We start from the raw sequence: 14,749 nt of genomic DNA, 5'->3' as shown, positions 1-14,749 counted from the left end.
TCTTTCCTTGACTTGTGCGTCTTGCCCGCTAATGTCCGCCGCCAAAGTTACAGATTCGACCCCGGAAGGAAATCAAGATGGCGAAGCCCGTCACCCAGTGGATCAAGCTCGTCAGCACCGCGGATACCGGTTACTTCTATGTCAAGAAGAAGAACCCGCGGAACCAGACCGAGAAGATGAGCTTCCGCAAGTATGATCCCGTCGTGCGCAAGCACGTGGAGTTCAAGGAATCCAAGATGAAGTGAGGCTCTGCGGCCGGGCAAGCGCCCAGCTGCCACAGAGTTTTTCATGCGGTCGTGTGGAACCGCCTTTTCCCCGGGGAGAAGGCGGTTCAGCTTTTTTGCCCTCGCAAGTCTCATTCGCCGGAAATTCGCCTTCTTGGTCAGGCCGCTCGGATTGGTGACAGGCCACCTGATGTGGCCATACTCTGCGCCGTAGGGTGCAGGAAACCCGGGCGCATACGGGCCGGACGGCAGCGCTGTGATAGGGAAGGTTAAGGCACCAAGTGCAATGGTGCCCAGTATCAGCCGTACTACTCCGCTGAGTAGTTGGTGCTCGACTGTTCTGGAGTTTTCGATGGTTCGGACCCGCTTGCCGGCCGCAGCGAATCGGCGAACAGCGCGTCGAGATCAAAGGTGGAACGCACACCGAGCCCGTCAAAATTTTCCTCGAGCCAGCCGTTCGCCAAAGCTCGACCACTCTCGTGCAGGTAGCTGAGAAATTCCCATTCGGCGTTGAGCTTGCTGGAGGAATCCAGATCCTTCAGCGCCTCATCGGCATGGATGAGATGGATCCGCATATCGCGGTAACGCTCCGCCTCGAGCCCCTCGGCCTCGATGAGTCTGTGCAGCAGATGGATCGTCCTCAGGTCCTTGATGAGGCTGGAATTGAAGTTGATCTCGTTCACCCGGTTGAGGATCTCGTGTCCAGTGCGCGGCAATTCCTCTCGGATCATGGGATTGATCTGGACAATGACCATGTCGCGGCAGTCGGTCTGGTCGACGAGGGGGTGAAGCGCCGGATTGCCGATATAGCCGCCGTCCCAATAGGCTTCGCCATCGATCTCCACCGCCTGGTACACCGTCGGCAGGCAGGCCGAAGCCATGATCGTCTCGACCGTCAGGTGCGGCTGGCTAAAGATCTGCGCCTGGCCGCTGCGCACGTTGGTAGCTGTGACAAAGATCTTCGGCGTCTCGCAGGAATTGACCTGGTCAAAGTCGACGGTGCTGGAAACGAGCTCGCGCAGCGGGTTGATGTCAAACGGATTAAGTTCATAGGGCGAGAACAGCCGCGTCAGGTTATCGAAGAACAGATAGACAGGCGAACTATTGAGGTTGAAGTCGCCGGTGAGGCGGTTCCACCAGTTGTTCTGCACGGGCGAAAAGCGTGCGGCCTCGCTCACCGCCTCCCAGAAGGTGGCGAGCGCCTCACGCGCTCCTTTCCGCCCCCCCTGGTGAAATCCTTGCGCCAGCACGACGGCATTCATTGCCCCCGCACTGGTCCCGCTGATGCCTGAGATCTCCAGGCGTTCGTCTTCCAGGATCCGGTCGAGCACTCCCCAGGTCAGCGCCCCGTGGGATCCGCCACCCTGAAGCGCCAGATCGATCTTCTTGGTGGGCTGTTGCTGGACCATACCGTGTACTTTACAAAATCTTGATCGTCAGACGAGAAATCTTGCCCTGATGCCATTGCTTCTGGCGTAAGGGCAGCGTCAGCACTCTATCGCCTGCGACATTGTCGCCAAACAGCCAACACCCCGAAACAATCGTATATTGCCCGACCCCTTGCGTCCAAGACGTCGATCACACATCACGTCACCTGCCTAACATCAGAGCGGAGTTGGTTCACGGCAAACCATGACCAGCCAGACAGTATCAATCACGAGCAGCGAGTCGAGGGCAGCCTAACCGGCCACAGTCTCCGACATCACCACACGATTGCGCCCTCCGCGCTTGGCTTCATACAGCGCGTGATCCGCTTCTTCCAGAAGTGTGGATGGCTTGGTATTGGGATCGATCGTGACCGATACGCCAATCGAGACCGTGACAGTCTGCTCACCGACCTCCTCATCGATCTCGACTGCAAAACAGCCAATCTGCTCGCGCAGGCGCTCGGCAATGCTCATGGCCTGCTCTGTCGTCGTGTTCGGCATGATCAGGACAAACTCCTCCCCTCCAAAACGGGAGAGCAGGTCGAAATCACGCACATTGTCCGATACGCGCCGGCACACCTCGCGAAGAATCTTGTCCCCCACACCGTGGCCGTGGGTGTCGTTGACCTCCTTGAAGTGATCTATGTCGAAGATCAGCAAGGCCAATGGCTTTCCGGTCTCTTTGATCTCCGGCAGCTTGCGCTCGAGGTAGCTATTCATGTAGCGCCTGTTGTAGGTACCGGTCAGGGAATCCGTATAGGCCATGGACATGCCCTGATCCAGCATGCTGCGCAGACGGTTGTGATAATGCGTGCGCCGGACCTGGGTGCGTACACGCGCCAGCAGTTCATTGTTGTCGACCGGCTTGAACAGGTAATCCGTGACCCCAAGATCCAGACCCTTGGCCAGGCGCGGCAAATCCATGTCGTCCAGCACCAGCAGGATGGGGATGTGTCGCGTTTCCTCATGACTGCGCAACTGGCTGCAGAAACGCAGGCCATCCTCGCCCGCCACCTCTATGCCGGCGATAATCAGGTCGAAATAAGGCGCCACGAAACTTTGTTGCTGGGCTTCCGGCAGCGTCTGGCTGAGCGTTACGTCATAGCCTGCTGCACGCAGCTTGTCGCTGACCCGCTGCCCGTGCTGCTTCTGTCCATCGACAAGCAGGACACGCGCCCCCTCCAGATCGTCCATCGCCCCCATCTGGATGCGATCGTCAACGCTGACTCCGGCCGCCGCCTGGCGGGCGCGCAACTCATCCATCAGCGTCTTCAGCCGCACCAGAGAGCGCACACGGGCAAAGAGGGCAATGTCGTTGACCGGTTTTGACAGGAAATCATCGGCCCCGGCTTCAAGACCCCGGACACGGTCCGAAACATCCGTCAGCGCCGTGATCATCACGACAGGGATATGACCCAGGGCGGGATTCTCGCGCAGGCGCCTGCAGACCTCGAAGCCGTCCATGCCCGGCATCATGACGTCCAGCAGGATGACGTCCGGCACCTCGCGCTCGGCAACCTCCAGCGCACTTGGGCCGTCATGCGCCGTCAGCACGTCAAAGTACTCGGCCGTCAACTTTGCTTCCAGAAGCCGGACATTGACCGGCGTGTCATCCACAACAAGGATTCGTGCGCTCATCTGACCCGCGGATCCGCTTTCCGGTTTGCTTTCAATCCAGGTACCGCTTGATGGTCTCCAGGAAGTCCGCCACAGAGATCGGCTTGGCAATATAGGCTTCGCAGCCGCCTTCCCGAATCTTCTCCTCGTCGCCCTTCATGGCGAAAGCGGTCACCGCGATCACGGGAATGGCGCTCAAATCGTCATCCTCCTTGATCCACTTGGTCACTTCCAGTCCCGAGACCTCGGGGAGCTGAATGTCCATCAGGATCAGGTCCGGAACGTGCTTGCGCGCCATGCGCAACGCCTCCATGCCGTCCTTGGTCTGAAGGATGTTGTAGCCATGCGCTTCCAGCAGATCGTGAAACAGCTTCATGTTGAGTTCATTGTCCTCAACCACGAGCACTGTCTTGGCGTCGCTGGCCACCGGCATCGTCTCGACGTTGTCCATCCTAACCTCATTCCTCGTCTTTGCCAAAAGCCACCCGTCCTGACGCCCGCATGCTGCTGGATGGCCGAATCCAAACGGCGTGGCTTCCTCGCCCTCTATAAAGACGCCCTAAATTGGTAACATTCGATTAAGAGCCATCACATAGATATACTACATGGCATATGCTTAACGTTAAGCTTACGGATTGAAAACCATATAACCCGTAGCAATGCCGTTTTTGCCCGATTCAGGAGCCCTTCACGGTGCAGGAAGCCGAAGCGGTGCAGGTCCTCTGTCGCGACTGCACAGCCTTGACGACACCGACAACCTCCGTCCGACGCTGCCCCTCCTGTGGCGCACGCCGTCTCGTGCGCCATCGCGAACTGGGCAGCCTGAGCTTTGCACATCTTGACTGCGATGCCTTCTATGCCAGCGTCGAGAAGCGTGACCGACCTGAGCTGCGCGAGAAGCCTGTGATTGTCGGGGGTGGCCAACGCGGAGTCGTCTCGGCCGCTTGCTATGTCGCACGCCTCTACGGCGTGCGCAGTGCCATGCCCATGTTCAAGGCGCTCTCCCTCTGCCCGGATGCCGTGGTCCTGAAACCGGACATGAACAAGTACCGCGAGGTTTCCCGGGGCATCCGAGACCGCATGTCGGCACTCACGCCGCAAATCGAACCGCTATCCCTGGACGAGGCTTTCCTGGATCTTGCCGGGACCAGCCGCCTGCACCACGCTGCACCGGCCCAGAGCCTGGCCCGCCTGGCGAACGAGATCGAACGCGACCTGGGGGTTTCAGTCTCCATCGGACTCTCCAACTGCAAGCTGCTGGCTAAGATTGCATCGGACCTGGACAAGCCACGCGGCTTCGCTGTCATAGGCACAGCCGAGGCGGCAGATTTCCTGGCGGACAAGCCGGTCTCGATCCTCTGGGGGGTAGGCGGGGCCCTTCAGAAGAAGCTGCTCTCGGACGGCATACGCTTTGTTCAGGACCTTCTGCCCTATGAGGAAAGTGAGCTGATGGCGCGTTATGGCGCCATGGGCCGTCGCCTCTATCTCTTTGCCCGTGGCCAGGACCCACGTCCGGTGGAAGCCGATGCCCCGGCCAAGAGCCTGTCATCGGAAACCACTTTCGAACAGGACATCCAGGATCTGGACAGCTTGCGCCGCCATCTCTGGCTACTTTGCGAAAAGGTCGCCCGCCGCCTCAGGGACAAGGAGGTAGCCGGTAAGACCGTCACACTGAAACTTCGGCTGGCCGACTTTCGCCTGCAGACACGCAGCCGACAGCTCTTTGCACCCACGCAGTCGGCCGAAACCCTCTATGAGACAGGCGGCAGGCTGCTGGATGAGAACTGGAAAGCCGGAGGCTATCGTCTGATCGGCATAGGTGCCGCCGATCTGGTCCCCGGCGAACTGGCGGATCCACCAGACTTCCTGGACCCGCAACGTACGCGGCGAATTGCCGTCGAGAAGGCAGTCGATGGCCTGAACCGCAAACTGGGCACGCCGGCAGTGCGGAAGGGCCGCAGCTTCACCTCATGAGTTGGCCGGCACACGCCTCAACAACCGGCGTCGGGAAGCGCCTCAAGCTTGGCCAGGTGCCCTTCCAACGTGAAGTCTCCGTAGTCGAAGCGCAGTTCGTCGGCGATACCGTTACGGTAGAGACGTAACGTCTGCTCATTGATCGGCAGCACAGCATCAGGCTCGGGCTCGAAATAGGCCATCTGCAAACGCCAGGACGGCTGTTCGCGCAAGGGCTCGAACTCACTGAAGGCTTCCTCGGCCGAATAACTTCGCAGCTTGTAGACCGATATGCCTGCATATCCGTCACTCTCGCCAGATCCATCGAAGACCATGCGCCACAGTGGCAAGTCGTCGCGCTGAAGGCGGTCCAGAAGTTCAAAGCTGTGCCAACTGGGCAGAACCGTATTGGCGGGCAACGCGACTTCGCGCCGGATTGGCGTGTTGAACACGGCCTCGCCCTTCTGGCCCGGAGCCGTCAAATGGGCCTCTCCCTGGCTTTCATCCATCTTCTGCCCATTGGCAAAGTGACGGATCGAGAAGCGGTAATGATCACCTTTCTTGGATTCCCAGGACGAGATGGCCCAACCGAAATCCACAATCGGTCCTTCGCTGCGTTCCAGGAAGATGCGTGAACTCTGGTTGACCGTCCACCCGGAACAGCCATCGGCCCATTCGAACTGCAGGCGCCCTGTGGCCGCCGCTATATCGGGACCGCTCTGCGCACGCTCAAGTGTCAGGTCATAAGTGGCGCGATGCGGCTGGAAGTCGGCGACCGAGTTGGGAAAGGGGGTTGCAGCCTCTGCGCTCGACAGCACTGTAACCAGCAGCAAGACGCTGCCGTAAAGAAGCCCCCCTCCTGCAAACATGCATACAGCCGAAACCTTCATGGCTTGTCCATTCGGACTCGTCACTGCCGCTCCCCATTCAATTCACGGGCCCTGCCCTTGCATCACGCCTCAGAAGTCTATCACGGACAGGCTTGTGCAACACGAAAAACAAGCCGAAACCCGGCAGGATTTTCCCGCCTCAGCGCGCAGCTCGGCAGTTCCTGCCATGAACAACCCTGAAAAGCTCCTGGCAGGCTTCTTCGCTTGCCCCAGAAGCCAGCGCTCGCTTGTTGGCCCGCTTCTTGCTTATGACGTTCCAAACGCCCTCGTATCAAGAAAGGGAAAATCGATGGTTTTGCGTTCATTGGCCGTTTATGACGAACAGGAAATAGATACCACCCTGCTGAACCGGATTGGCCAGCGCGGTATCCACGACCCATCCCCCGAAGAATCCGCCCTGACTCAGGAGGACGAAGAAAGCCTGCTTGAACGCCTGCGCATTCGCCTGGCCGACCAGAAGCGACAGATCGCCGCCCAGGCCGAGCGTATCCGGGTCCTGGAAAGCCTGGCCGTCACCGACGAATTGACGGGCCTGCTCAACCGGCGGGGCTTTCGCGAGAACATGGACCGTATTCTGGCGGCCGCCTCACGGCATGCGGACAAGGGCATCCTCGTGCTCTGCGATCTGGACAACTTCAAGCTGATCAATGACACCCACGGTCACATTGCCGGTGACATCATCCTGCGTCACGTGGGCCATGCCCTGGAACAGCACACCCGCCGGAATGACTGCGTCTGCCGTATCGGCGGCGACGAATTTGCGATCCTCATGCCCCGCACGCCACCGGTTTTCGCCCACAGCCTGACCGAGAAGCTGGAGAACCTGATCAATCGCCAGAAACTGGAGTGGAACGGAACCTCCATCTCCATTCGCGCCAGTTTCGGATACGAGACCTTTGACGGCACGACGGACGTAACCAGCCTGTTCGCCAAGGCCGACCAGTTGCTCTATGAACGTAAACGCCGCCCTACGGAAAGCACGCTGAGTCACACCCTCGTCTGATACAGGAGAACTTTTCTCGGCCCTATGCCATGACACGACCAGAATCCGGCTTAACTCTGTTCCTGACAACTGGCATGACCCAGACAAAACTTGTGTGACAAGGAACAGAATACACGATGAGGCGATGTTTGTGGCATGTGCTTCCGGCTGTACTGACCGGCCTACTGCTTCCGGCCGTTGCCTCAGCCATGCATTTCGAGCAGCTGGAACAGAGCTGGCCGGAATGATGGCGTCGATACCAGCTACGAAGAGGTGACTCTGTCCTCCAGCAGTCCCTTCATGCTGTCGGATGTGGGCAGGGGCCCGGAAGCCGACCCTGAAACCGAGATCACGGTTGACCTTTACCTTCCGGACGAAGCTTCGGCCGACACGCCCGTGCCGGCCGTGGTCCTTCTGCACGGCGCAGCCGGAGTCATCGGTTCGCGTGAACGCCTCTACGCGCAGCAGTTTGCCGATATGGGAATCGCGGCCGCCGTCGTGGATGTCTTCGCGCCCCGGCGCGATATGGCCACCGGATTCATCGACAGGCTTCTTAACATCACGGAGTCCATGATGCTGGCCGATGCCTATGCCACCTTGAAGCACCTCGAGGACCGGCCCGAGGTGGATGGACGCAAAGTGGCACTGATGGGTTTTTCCTACGGCGGCATGGCGGCAGTCTTTGCCGCCTATGAGCAGGTGGCGGAAACGCTGGCGCCCGAAGGGCAACGCTTTGCCGCCCATGTGGCCTTCTACGGCCCCTGCATTGCGCGCTTCGACCGCAAGGAAGCCACTGGCGCGCCGGTCCTGATGCTGCTGGGCGCCGAGGACGAGATCACCGACCCACAGCGGTGTCGCGAAATTGCCCGGGACCTGGAAGAAGGGGGCGCTCCGAGCGAAGTCGTGGTGTACGAGGGCGCCTACCATCAGTGGGATGGCTCCCGTCCCGGACCACGGCGCATCGGCCGCAATCTGGCGCCCTGTGAATTCCGCGTGGACGAGGAAGGCAATGCCCGTGAAGGCTTCCTCGGACTGGCCATGGACAGTCCCTTCATGCGCAAGGCCATTCTGGGGCTCTGCAGCGACAGCAAAGGCTACCTGATGGGACGTGACGATTCCGTTCGCGCCCAGTCGAACGCCGAGGTGGGACAACTGCTCCGCCGCGTCTTCAGCCCACATGCCCACTCCCGGGATTGAAGCACCCCCATCGCCCAGCGCTTGAAGTTGCATGCGGCTTTCTTCAAGCTTGTCCAAATCTCCACACCCCCCTTGCGCCGTGCCATCCCGAAGGGCAAGTGACAGGACTGAACACGAACGTGGTGCATGACTGGATCGATACCGTCACGGATGCGGGCCGCGGCTTGCTGGAACGGCGCCTGCGCCTGGGCATCACGGGCCTCTCGTCCTCGGGCAAGACAGTCCTTCTGACCGCCCTGGTCCAGGCGCTGCTGCATCCGGAGCGTCTCCAGGGCCTGACGGCCGTTCAGGAAGGACGCTATCACGCTGCCGTGCTGCGTCCGCAGCCCAACCAGCACCTGCCGCGCTTTCCCTTCGAGGACAACCTGGCCCAACTGACTCAGGCCACGAACTGGCCTCCGGGCACACGTCGGCAGTCCGAGTTGCGCCTGTCGATCCGCTACCGCCCGACGGGACTCCAGGGGCGCCTGAGCGATGGCGTCCTGCACCTGGATCTCTTTGACTATCCCGGAGAGTGGCTGATGGACCTGGCCCTGCTGGGCCACGATCATGCCAGCTGGTCCAGCGCTGTGCTCGAGGAGATGCAGCAGCCCCGACACGAAGCCGCGGCGCGGGAATTCCGGCAAATCCTGGCCGATCTTGATCCCGACCGCCCGGACCCGGAGGCCGAGCAGAAGGCAATGCAGGCGGCCGAGGCCTTCCGGTCCTACCTTCGCCAGCGCCAGGAACAGGAATCCCGGGCTCTGCTGCTGCACCCGGGCCGTTTCCTCCTGCCTGGGGAACTTGAGGGCGCTCCGGTCCTGACCTTCGCACCCCTGCCACCAGCCAATCACGATACCGCCTGGCGCCGGCGTGCACGGAACCAGGATCACAGCCTGCGCGAACTGATGGAGCAACGCTTCGCAAGCTATCGCGACGGCATCGTGCGCCCCTTTCACCGTCGGCACTTCATGCGCCTGGACCGCCAGCTCGTTCTGGTCGACCTGCTGGCCCACCTGTCCCGTGGCAGCGAGGGCCTGAAGGCCCTGGACCACGAGATGCAGAGCCTGCAGGAAGCCTTGCGCATCGGCCGCAGCTGGTTGCCGCGCAGGCTGCGTGCCGGGGTCGACCGCGTGCTTTTCGCCTGCAGCAAGGCAGACCACCTGCCGGGCGACCAGCACGAGATACTGGAGGGCCTGCTTGCCCGCAGCCTGGCGGGCAGCCTGAGGCAGACACGCTTTCGGGGGGCCGAGACCGAGACCATGACGCTTGCCGCCCTGCGTGCGACACGCGAAGTCACGCAACCCGAACGCCCGAACCGGCGCTATGTAGCCGGCATTCCCCTGGGCGGGCAGCAGGAGGTCGCCCACTATCCGGGTCAGCTTTCGCTTGAAGGTATTCCCTCAGACGCCTTCGAGATCCTCGCCTTCCAGCCTCCGGTCGGGCTCTCTAGCGCTCAGGCTTGGCCCCACATCCGTCTGGACCGGGCCCTGCAATACCTGATCGGGGACCGCCTGGCATGAGCGAGTCCCGCAGACCGGAAACACGCCCCCTGAGCGAGACGGCACCATCCGGCATTCCTGAGCCGGAGAGACACCCGGACACCCGCGACCTGACCGACATGCAGTCTGCGCCGGAAGGCGAGGGCATGGCGGAAAGCTTCAGCTATCCCCTGGGGCGCCGGTCCCTGGCTGGACGTTTGTTCCTCGCCGGCCTTGGGCTGCTGGCGGCCACGGGCTTCGGCATGGCCCTGGACAGCCTCGTTACCGCCATCCTGGGAAGCGAATCCTGGTACCACTGGGCCCTGCTGGGGGCCTGCGGCCTGTTGCTGCTGGGGGCCCTGTTACTGGGGCTGCGCGAACTCGGCGCCCTGCTCCGGCTCAAGCGCCTGACTCACCTGCAGGCCCGCAGCCACACGGCCCGCGAGGATGCAGCGGAAGCGCGCAGCCTGCTGGAGTCCCTTCTGCAGCTTTATGGAAAACGGCCGGTCAGCGAATGGGCCGTGGCGTCCTGGCGTGAGCGGGAGAGTGACCTGACGGACGACCGGGAAAAACTGGAAGCCTTCGAGCGTGATGTCCTGGGCCAGTTGGACCAGCGTGCCACCGCCATCATTACCTCCGCCACCCGACGCAGCGGCTTCATCAATGTGCTGAGTCCCTTCGCCATCTTCGACATGCTGGCAACCGCCGTCATCGACCTGCGCATGGTGGCCCGCCTTGCCCGGCTCTATGGAGGACGCCCCGGGGGACTGGCCAGCCTGCGCCTGCTGCGAATCGCCTTCCTGGACGTGATCGCCGCCGGAACACTTGAAGCGGCGGACGAAACCCTGGGCGATCTGGTGGGCGCCAGTATCACGGCCCGCCTGTCGGGCAAGGCGGGCGCGGCCCTGGTGAACGGCCTCTTCACCGCACGTCTGGGACTGGCCGCCGTCGAGGCCTGCCGCCCGATGGACTGGCAGTCCGGGCGCCCCTCGGCCCGGCGCCTGGTGATGCAGGCGCTCTATCCAGGCCGAAGCCATGACAGCGATTCATACTCCGAGAACGGGAGTTCGGAGGGCAGAGCCAGGCGTCAGAAATGAGTCCAGCCGGCGTGGGCCACGGCGGTTTCCCGGCCCTGGCTGTCCAGCAACCGCACAGCTTCGCCCTCCGTCATGCGGCCAATCCGTGTCATTGCAACACCGCTGGATGCGGACAGCGCCTCCAGCGCCGAACACTGCCCCGGATCGCTGGTGAAGAGCAGCTGATAATCGTCCCCGCCACCGACAACATCCTGCAAACGCTCCGGTGCCTGCTGCAGGAGCTGTTTCACCTCCTCCGACAGGGGAAGCAGCGCTTGCTCGACCTCGGCGCCCAGTGCGGACCCCTCCGCAATATGGCCCAGGTCCGCCAGGAGGCCATCCGAGACATCCAGGCAGGCGGAGACCAGGCCCGGCAACTGTGCGCCCAGGGCCACGGGCGGGTCGGGAAGGCGATAGGCCGCCTCCAACCTGGCCAGCTGTTCATCGCCCAGGCCCGGCAGTTTCTCGGCCGCCTGACCCAGCCGTACGAACAGCCCCAGGGCGGCCTGACCCAGCGTGCCGGTCAGATAGATGTCATCACCGCTGCGTGCCGTGGTTCGTTGCAAGGCCTGTCCCCTGGAGACCTCGCCCAGCGCCGTCAGGCTCAACGTCTGCGGCCCGGGCGTGCGCAGGGTATCTCCGCCCAGCAGGATCACGCCGTATTTCTGCTGGTCCTGCTCCAGGCCCCTGGCAAATGCCGCAAGCCAGTCTTCGTCCTCCGCGCCCGTCAGGGCCAGCGAGAGCAGGTAGCCGCGCGGGCGCGCGCCCATGGCCGCCAGGTCCGAAAGATTGACGCGCAGCAGCTTCTTCGCCACCTGGTCGGGCGGATCATCCGGCAGGTAGTGAACACCCGCCACCATGCTGTCCAGGGTCGTCACCAGACTGTGGCCGCTGGCAACATCCAGCACAGCCGCATCGTTCTGCAGTCCGAAGGCGCCCGGCTCGCCTTCTGCCAAGGGCGCGAAGTAACGTGCGATCAGGTCGAATTCCGCAACCATGGCCCCGCCCTTTCGTAACCTGCGCGGTGGGTCAGCCGGCCTCGAACTCCTCGGGTCTCAGGCTGCGGGCAATCTGGTCCAGCATGCCATTGACCATGGAGGGCTCCCGGTCGTTGAAGAAGTCATGGGCCAGATCGACATACTCGTTGATTGCCGCCTTGGCCGGGAAGTCCGTCCTGTGTCCGATTTCGAAGGTTCCCGCCCTCAGGATCAGACGCAACAGGAACTCCAGCCTTTCCACCTGCCATCCTTCCGAGATGACGGCCGCAAGCATGTCGTCCAGGTCGCTGGCCTCGCGAAGCACGCCACGCACCAGTTCCGTGAAGAGCTGCTGGTCCACTTCGCCCAGGGAATAACCCTCGATCTCCTCGTCCGTGCGGTACTTCAGGAACTCCAAGATCACCGCTTCCGGCGAAGCCTTGTTCATCTCTATCTGGTAGAGCGCCTGGACAGCCGCCAGACGCGCGGCACGACGCTTGCGCACACTTTTGTACACTTGCGGTTTGCGGCTGTCGTCTCCTTCGGTTTCTGGGTCGCTCACGTTGTTTTCACTCTTTCCTGAAAATCTGTCGCTCATCGTACCGTCAGGCCAAAACTGCGCGAAATCTCGATCATGCGCAGGCAGGCCTGGGCCGCATCGGCCCCCTTGTTCTTGCGCTTGCGATCGGCCCGCGCCCAGGCCTGTTCCGCAGTCTCTACCGTCAGTATGCCATAGCCGAGCGGTACACACAGCCGGCAACCCAAGTCGCGCAGTCCGCCTGCACTTTCCTCGCAGACATAGTCGTAATGGCTGGTCTCTCCACGGATCACGCATCCCAGTGCCACATAGCCGTCATAGATGCGTGTGGCGTCCCGCCGGCCCGCCTCGACAGCCATGGCGATGGCCGAGGGAATCTCGAAGGCGCCGGGAACCGTCATCCGCTCGACCTCGGCGCCAGCGGCCTCCAGGGCCTCCTGCGCACCGGAATAGAGTTCATCGGCAATATCTTCGTAAAAACGTGCCTCTACGACGAGGATGCGTGGGGAGTCACTCATGAACGATCCATTTTTCGTTTTCTGTCAGGCGTGATCCCTTCGGGATCCCGGCATTCACCAGCTCTCGCTATCGGGGATACACGCCCTTGAGGCAAGCCCCTATTGCGCCGGGCGCACGGCTTTCTGGCCGACAACCTTCAAGCCATAGCCTTCCAGGCCCACGATGGTGTGGCGCGTGTTGTGCAGGAGCACCATTTCTCGCACGCCCAGATCCAGCAGGATCTGCGCCCCCTCGCCGTAATCGCGCAACTCCGTGCTGGGCGCGCCTTCCTGCTCGCCACGATGCTTCAGGCGCTCCGAGATTGAGATGGGTGAGGGATCGCGGATCAGGACAACCACGCCGCGGCCTTCCTGACCAACCATGTCCATGGCTTCCTGCAATTCCCCGCCACGCCCCTGCGCGCGGTCGGAAAGGACGTCATCCAGGACCGAGAGCGCATGGACACGCACGGGGACCGGCGCGCCATCGTCAATCGTTCCCTTCACCAACGCCACATGTTCGGCCTGGGTGATGGTGTTGCGATAGACTGACAAGCGGAAGCGCCCGCCATGGCGGCTGTCGAAGTCCTGGGTCAGGACCTTCTCGACAAGGCGGTCGTTGCGGCGGCGGTAGGCGATCAGGTCGGCAATGGTGGCAAGCTTCAGGCCATGGGTCTGGGCAAAGGCGATCAGGTCGTCGCGTCGTGCCATGGTACCGTCATCGTTCATGATCTCGCAGATCACGCCCGAAGGATTGAGACCGGCCAACCGCGCAATGTCCACGGCCGCTTCCGTATGCCCCGTACGTTCCAGTACACCGCCGTCGCGGGCCAGCAAGGGAAAGACATGGCCGGGCGTGGCGATATCCTCGGCCGTGCTGGAAGGATCAATGGCCACGGCTATCGTGCGCGCACGGTCCGGCGCCGATATTCCGGTGGTTACGCCCTCCTTGGCCTCGATGGAGACGGTGAAAGCTGTTTCGTGCCGGGACTCGTTCTTGCGCGACATCATCGGCAGGCCCAGGGACTCGATCCGCTCGCGCGTCATGGTCAGGCAGATCAGGCCGCGCCCGTACTTGGCCATGAAATTAATGGCCTCGGGTCCTGCCATCTGGGCTGGGATGACCAGATCGCCCTCGTTTTCGCGATCCTCGTCATCCACCAGGATGAACATGCGCCCGTTGCGCGCTTCCTCGATGATTTCCTCGATCGGCGAGACCAGTTCGCGAAAGGTCACGCGCCAGGGCTCGACGTTTGATTCCGACATGCTTTCTTCAGTCCTGCTGGGCCATGAGGCGGGCAACGTAGCGCGCCAGAAGGTCGATTTCCAGATTAACCCGGTCCCCGGCTTCGTAGCGGCCGAAAGTGGTGACCTGTGCCGTATGGGGTATGATGTTCACGCCGAACGCGGCGCCTTCCACCTCATTCACTGTCAGGGAGACACCATCCAGTGTTATGGAGCCCTTGGGCGCGATATAGCGCGCCAATTTCTCCGGTGCGCGGAAGGAAAAACGCAAGGATTCGCCCTCAGGCCGAATCTCCAGAATCTCCGCCAAGCCATCCACATGGCCCGAGACAAGATGGCCGCCCAGTTCATCGCCGAGACGCAGGGCCCGCTCCAGATTCACCGGCTGTCCCGGCTGCCAGCTGCCCAGAGTCGTCTTCGACAGAGTTTCGGCGGACACGTCCACGGCAAACCAGTCCGCCCCTTTCTCCACGACACTCAGGCAACAGCCGTTGCAGGCGATGGAGGCACCGATGGCCACCTCGTCCAGGGGATAGGACGTGGCAATGCGAAAGCGCCGGTCTTCATCGCCGGTGCTTTCGCGCAACTGTCCCAGATCACTCACTAGTCCCGTAAACATGATGGCTGTCCAATGGATTAAAGTATAATGCCGTCCAGCACAGGGAG

Annotated in this window: 15 protein-coding genes; 6 read left to right on the top strand and 9 right to left on the bottom strand. The window is 62.0% G+C overall.

Going from position 1 to position 14,749, the window contains the following annotated elements; all coding sequences use genetic code 11:
* Window positions 1–77: 77 nt before the first annotated feature.
* Window positions 78–245 (top strand): 50S ribosomal protein L33, encoded by a 168-nt coding sequence (gene rpmG / locus BP38_RS0112885; protein WP_026988056.1) that lies wholly within the window; start codon window positions 78–80, stop codon window positions 243–245.
* Between the two features lie 287 nt (window positions 246–532).
* Here rpmG and BP38_RS20640 read toward each other — a convergent pair whose 3' ends face one another.
* The 3 genes from BP38_RS20640 to BP38_RS0112870 form a co-directional block, all read right to left on the bottom strand.
* Entirely contained in the window at window positions 533–1,633 is a 1,101-nt protein-coding gene (locus tag BP38_RS20640) for a patatin-like phospholipase family protein (RefSeq protein WP_035725170.1), read from the bottom strand.
* A gap of 270 nt (window positions 1,634–1,903) precedes the next feature.
* Window positions 1,904–3,289: a PleD family two-component system response regulator gene (locus BP38_RS0112875; RefSeq protein WP_026988055.1), complete on the bottom strand. Its 1,386-nt coding sequence runs from the start codon at window positions 3,287–3,289 to the stop codon at window positions 1,904–1,906.
* A 31-nt stretch (window positions 3,290–3,320) separates the two neighbouring features.
* Window positions 3,321–3,719, bottom strand: a complete 399-nt coding sequence (locus BP38_RS0112870) for a response regulator (protein ID WP_081816659.1) — start codon at window positions 3,717–3,719, stop codon at window positions 3,321–3,323.
* Between the two features lie 242 nt (window positions 3,720–3,961).
* Between BP38_RS0112870 and BP38_RS0112865 the strand changes: the two genes are divergently transcribed.
* On the top strand, window positions 3,962–5,242 hold the full coding sequence (locus BP38_RS0112865; RefSeq protein ID WP_026988053.1) for a DNA polymerase IV: 1,281 nt from the start codon (window positions 3,962–3,964) through the stop codon (window positions 5,240–5,242).
* A 17-nt stretch (window positions 5,243–5,259) separates the two neighbouring features.
* Here the strand turns inward: BP38_RS0112865 and BP38_RS0112860 are convergent, their stop codons facing one another.
* Window positions 5,260–6,135 (bottom strand): EipB family protein, encoded by an 876-nt coding sequence (locus tag BP38_RS0112860; protein WP_162175162.1) that lies wholly within the window; start codon window positions 6,133–6,135, stop codon window positions 5,260–5,262.
* A gap of 265 nt (window positions 6,136–6,400) precedes the next feature.
* On the opposite strand from BP38_RS0112860, the gene BP38_RS20635 reads away from it, so the two are divergent.
* From BP38_RS20635 to BP38_RS0112840, 4 genes are all read left to right on the top strand, one after another.
* A complete protein-coding gene (locus BP38_RS20635) occupies window positions 6,401–7,114 on the top strand; it encodes a GGDEF domain-containing protein (protein WP_051609340.1) in 714 nt (237 codons plus the stop codon).
* 279 nt (window positions 7,115–7,393) lie between these two features.
* Window positions 7,394–8,290, top strand: coding sequence for a dienelactone hydrolase family protein (locus BP38_RS20630; protein ID WP_155992431.1), 897 nt, complete (start codon window positions 7,394–7,396; stop codon window positions 8,288–8,290).
* Between the two features lie 98 nt (window positions 8,291–8,388).
* Window positions 8,389–9,792 (top strand): YcjX family protein, encoded by a 1,404-nt coding sequence (locus tag BP38_RS0112845; protein WP_162175161.1) that lies wholly within the window; start codon window positions 8,389–8,391, stop codon window positions 9,790–9,792.
* Window positions 9,789–10,847, top strand: a complete 1,059-nt coding sequence (locus BP38_RS0112840; RefSeq protein ID WP_026988050.1) for a TIGR01620 family protein — start codon at window positions 9,789–9,791, stop codon at window positions 10,845–10,847. The genes BP38_RS0112845 and BP38_RS0112840 overlap by 4 nt, the downstream gene beginning before the upstream one ends.
* Here BP38_RS0112840 and thiL read toward each other — a convergent pair.
* The 5 genes from thiL to BP38_RS0112815 all read right to left on the bottom strand — a co-directional run bounded on the left by thiL (window position 10,838) and on the right by BP38_RS0112815 (window position 14,702).
* Window positions 10,838–11,824 (bottom strand): thiamine-phosphate kinase, encoded by a 987-nt coding sequence (thiL, locus tag BP38_RS0112835; RefSeq protein ID WP_026988049.1) that lies wholly within the window; start codon window positions 11,822–11,824, stop codon window positions 10,838–10,840. The two genes, BP38_RS0112840 and thiL, sit on opposite strands and share 10 nt — an antisense overlap.
* A gap of 31 nt (window positions 11,825–11,855) precedes the next feature.
* Window positions 11,856–12,365 (bottom strand): transcription antitermination factor NusB, encoded by a 510-nt coding sequence (gene nusB / locus BP38_RS0112830; RefSeq protein ID WP_035725244.1) that lies wholly within the window; start codon window positions 12,363–12,365, stop codon window positions 11,856–11,858.
* A gap of 32 nt (window positions 12,366–12,397) precedes the next feature.
* Complete coding sequence (locus BP38_RS0112825; RefSeq protein ID WP_026988047.1) at window positions 12,398–12,859, bottom strand: 6,7-dimethyl-8-ribityllumazine synthase; 462 nt, start codon at window positions 12,857–12,859, stop codon at window positions 12,398–12,400.
* Window positions 12,860–12,958: 99 nt separating this feature from the next.
* Window positions 12,959–14,104, bottom strand: coding sequence for a 3,4-dihydroxy-2-butanone-4-phosphate synthase (ribB, locus tag BP38_RS0112820; protein ID WP_051609338.1), 1,146 nt, complete (start codon window positions 14,102–14,104; stop codon window positions 12,959–12,961).
* A gap of 7 nt (window positions 14,105–14,111) precedes the next feature.
* Window positions 14,112–14,702 carry a riboflavin synthase gene (locus BP38_RS0112815; protein ID WP_026988045.1) on the bottom strand — a complete coding sequence of 197 codons (591 nt, stop codon included), beginning with the start codon at window positions 14,700–14,702 and terminating at the stop codon, window positions 14,112–14,114.
* Window positions 14,703–14,749: the final 47 nt, after the last annotated feature.

Origin of the sequence: Fodinicurvata fenggangensis DSM 21160 (genome assembly GCF_000686045.1) — a bacterium.
GTDB lineage: Bacteria > Pseudomonadota > Alphaproteobacteria > Kiloniellales > DSM-21159 > Fodinicurvata > Fodinicurvata fenggangensis.
This window is presented reverse-complemented; position numbering and strand designations above follow the sequence as displayed.

Excerpts from the sequence above, each read along its gene's own strand:
- rpmG (WP_026988056.1), top strand. The coding sequence starts at position 78 with ATGGCGAAGCCCGTCACCCAGTGGATCAAGCTCGTCAGCACCGCGGAT.
- BP38_RS20640 (WP_035725170.1), bottom strand. The coding sequence starts at position 1,633 with ATGGTCCAGCAACAGCCCACCAAGAAGATCGATCTGGCGCTTCAGGGT.
- BP38_RS0112875 (WP_026988055.1), bottom strand. The coding sequence starts at position 3,289 with ATGAGCGCACGAATCCTTGTTGTGGATGACACGCCGGTCAATGTCCGG.
- BP38_RS0112870 (WP_081816659.1), bottom strand. The coding sequence starts at position 3,719 with ATGGACAACGTCGAGACGATGCCGGTGGCCAGCGACGCCAAGACAGTG.
- BP38_RS20635 (WP_051609340.1), top strand. The coding sequence starts at position 6,401 with ATGGTTTTGCGTTCATTGGCCGTTTATGACGAACAGGAAATAGATACC.
- BP38_RS20630 (WP_155992431.1), top strand. The coding sequence starts at position 7,394 with ATGCTGTCGGATGTGGGCAGGGGCCCGGAAGCCGACCCTGAAACCGAG.
- BP38_RS0112840 (WP_026988050.1), top strand. The coding sequence starts at position 9,789 with ATGAGCGAGTCCCGCAGACCGGAAACACGCCCCCTGAGCGAGACGGCA.
- thiL (WP_026988049.1), bottom strand. The coding sequence starts at position 11,824 with ATGGTTGCGGAATTCGACCTGATCGCACGTTACTTCGCGCCCTTGGCA.
- BP38_RS0112825 (WP_026988047.1), bottom strand. The coding sequence starts at position 12,859 with ATGAGTGACTCCCCACGCATCCTCGTCGTAGAGGCACGTTTTTACGAA.
- ribB (WP_051609338.1), bottom strand. The coding sequence starts at position 14,104 with ATGTCGGAATCAAACGTCGAGCCCTGGCGCGTGACCTTTCGCGAACTG.
- BP38_RS0112815 (WP_026988045.1), bottom strand. The coding sequence starts at position 14,702 with ATGTTTACGGGACTAGTGAGTGATCTGGGACAGTTGCGCGAAAGCACC.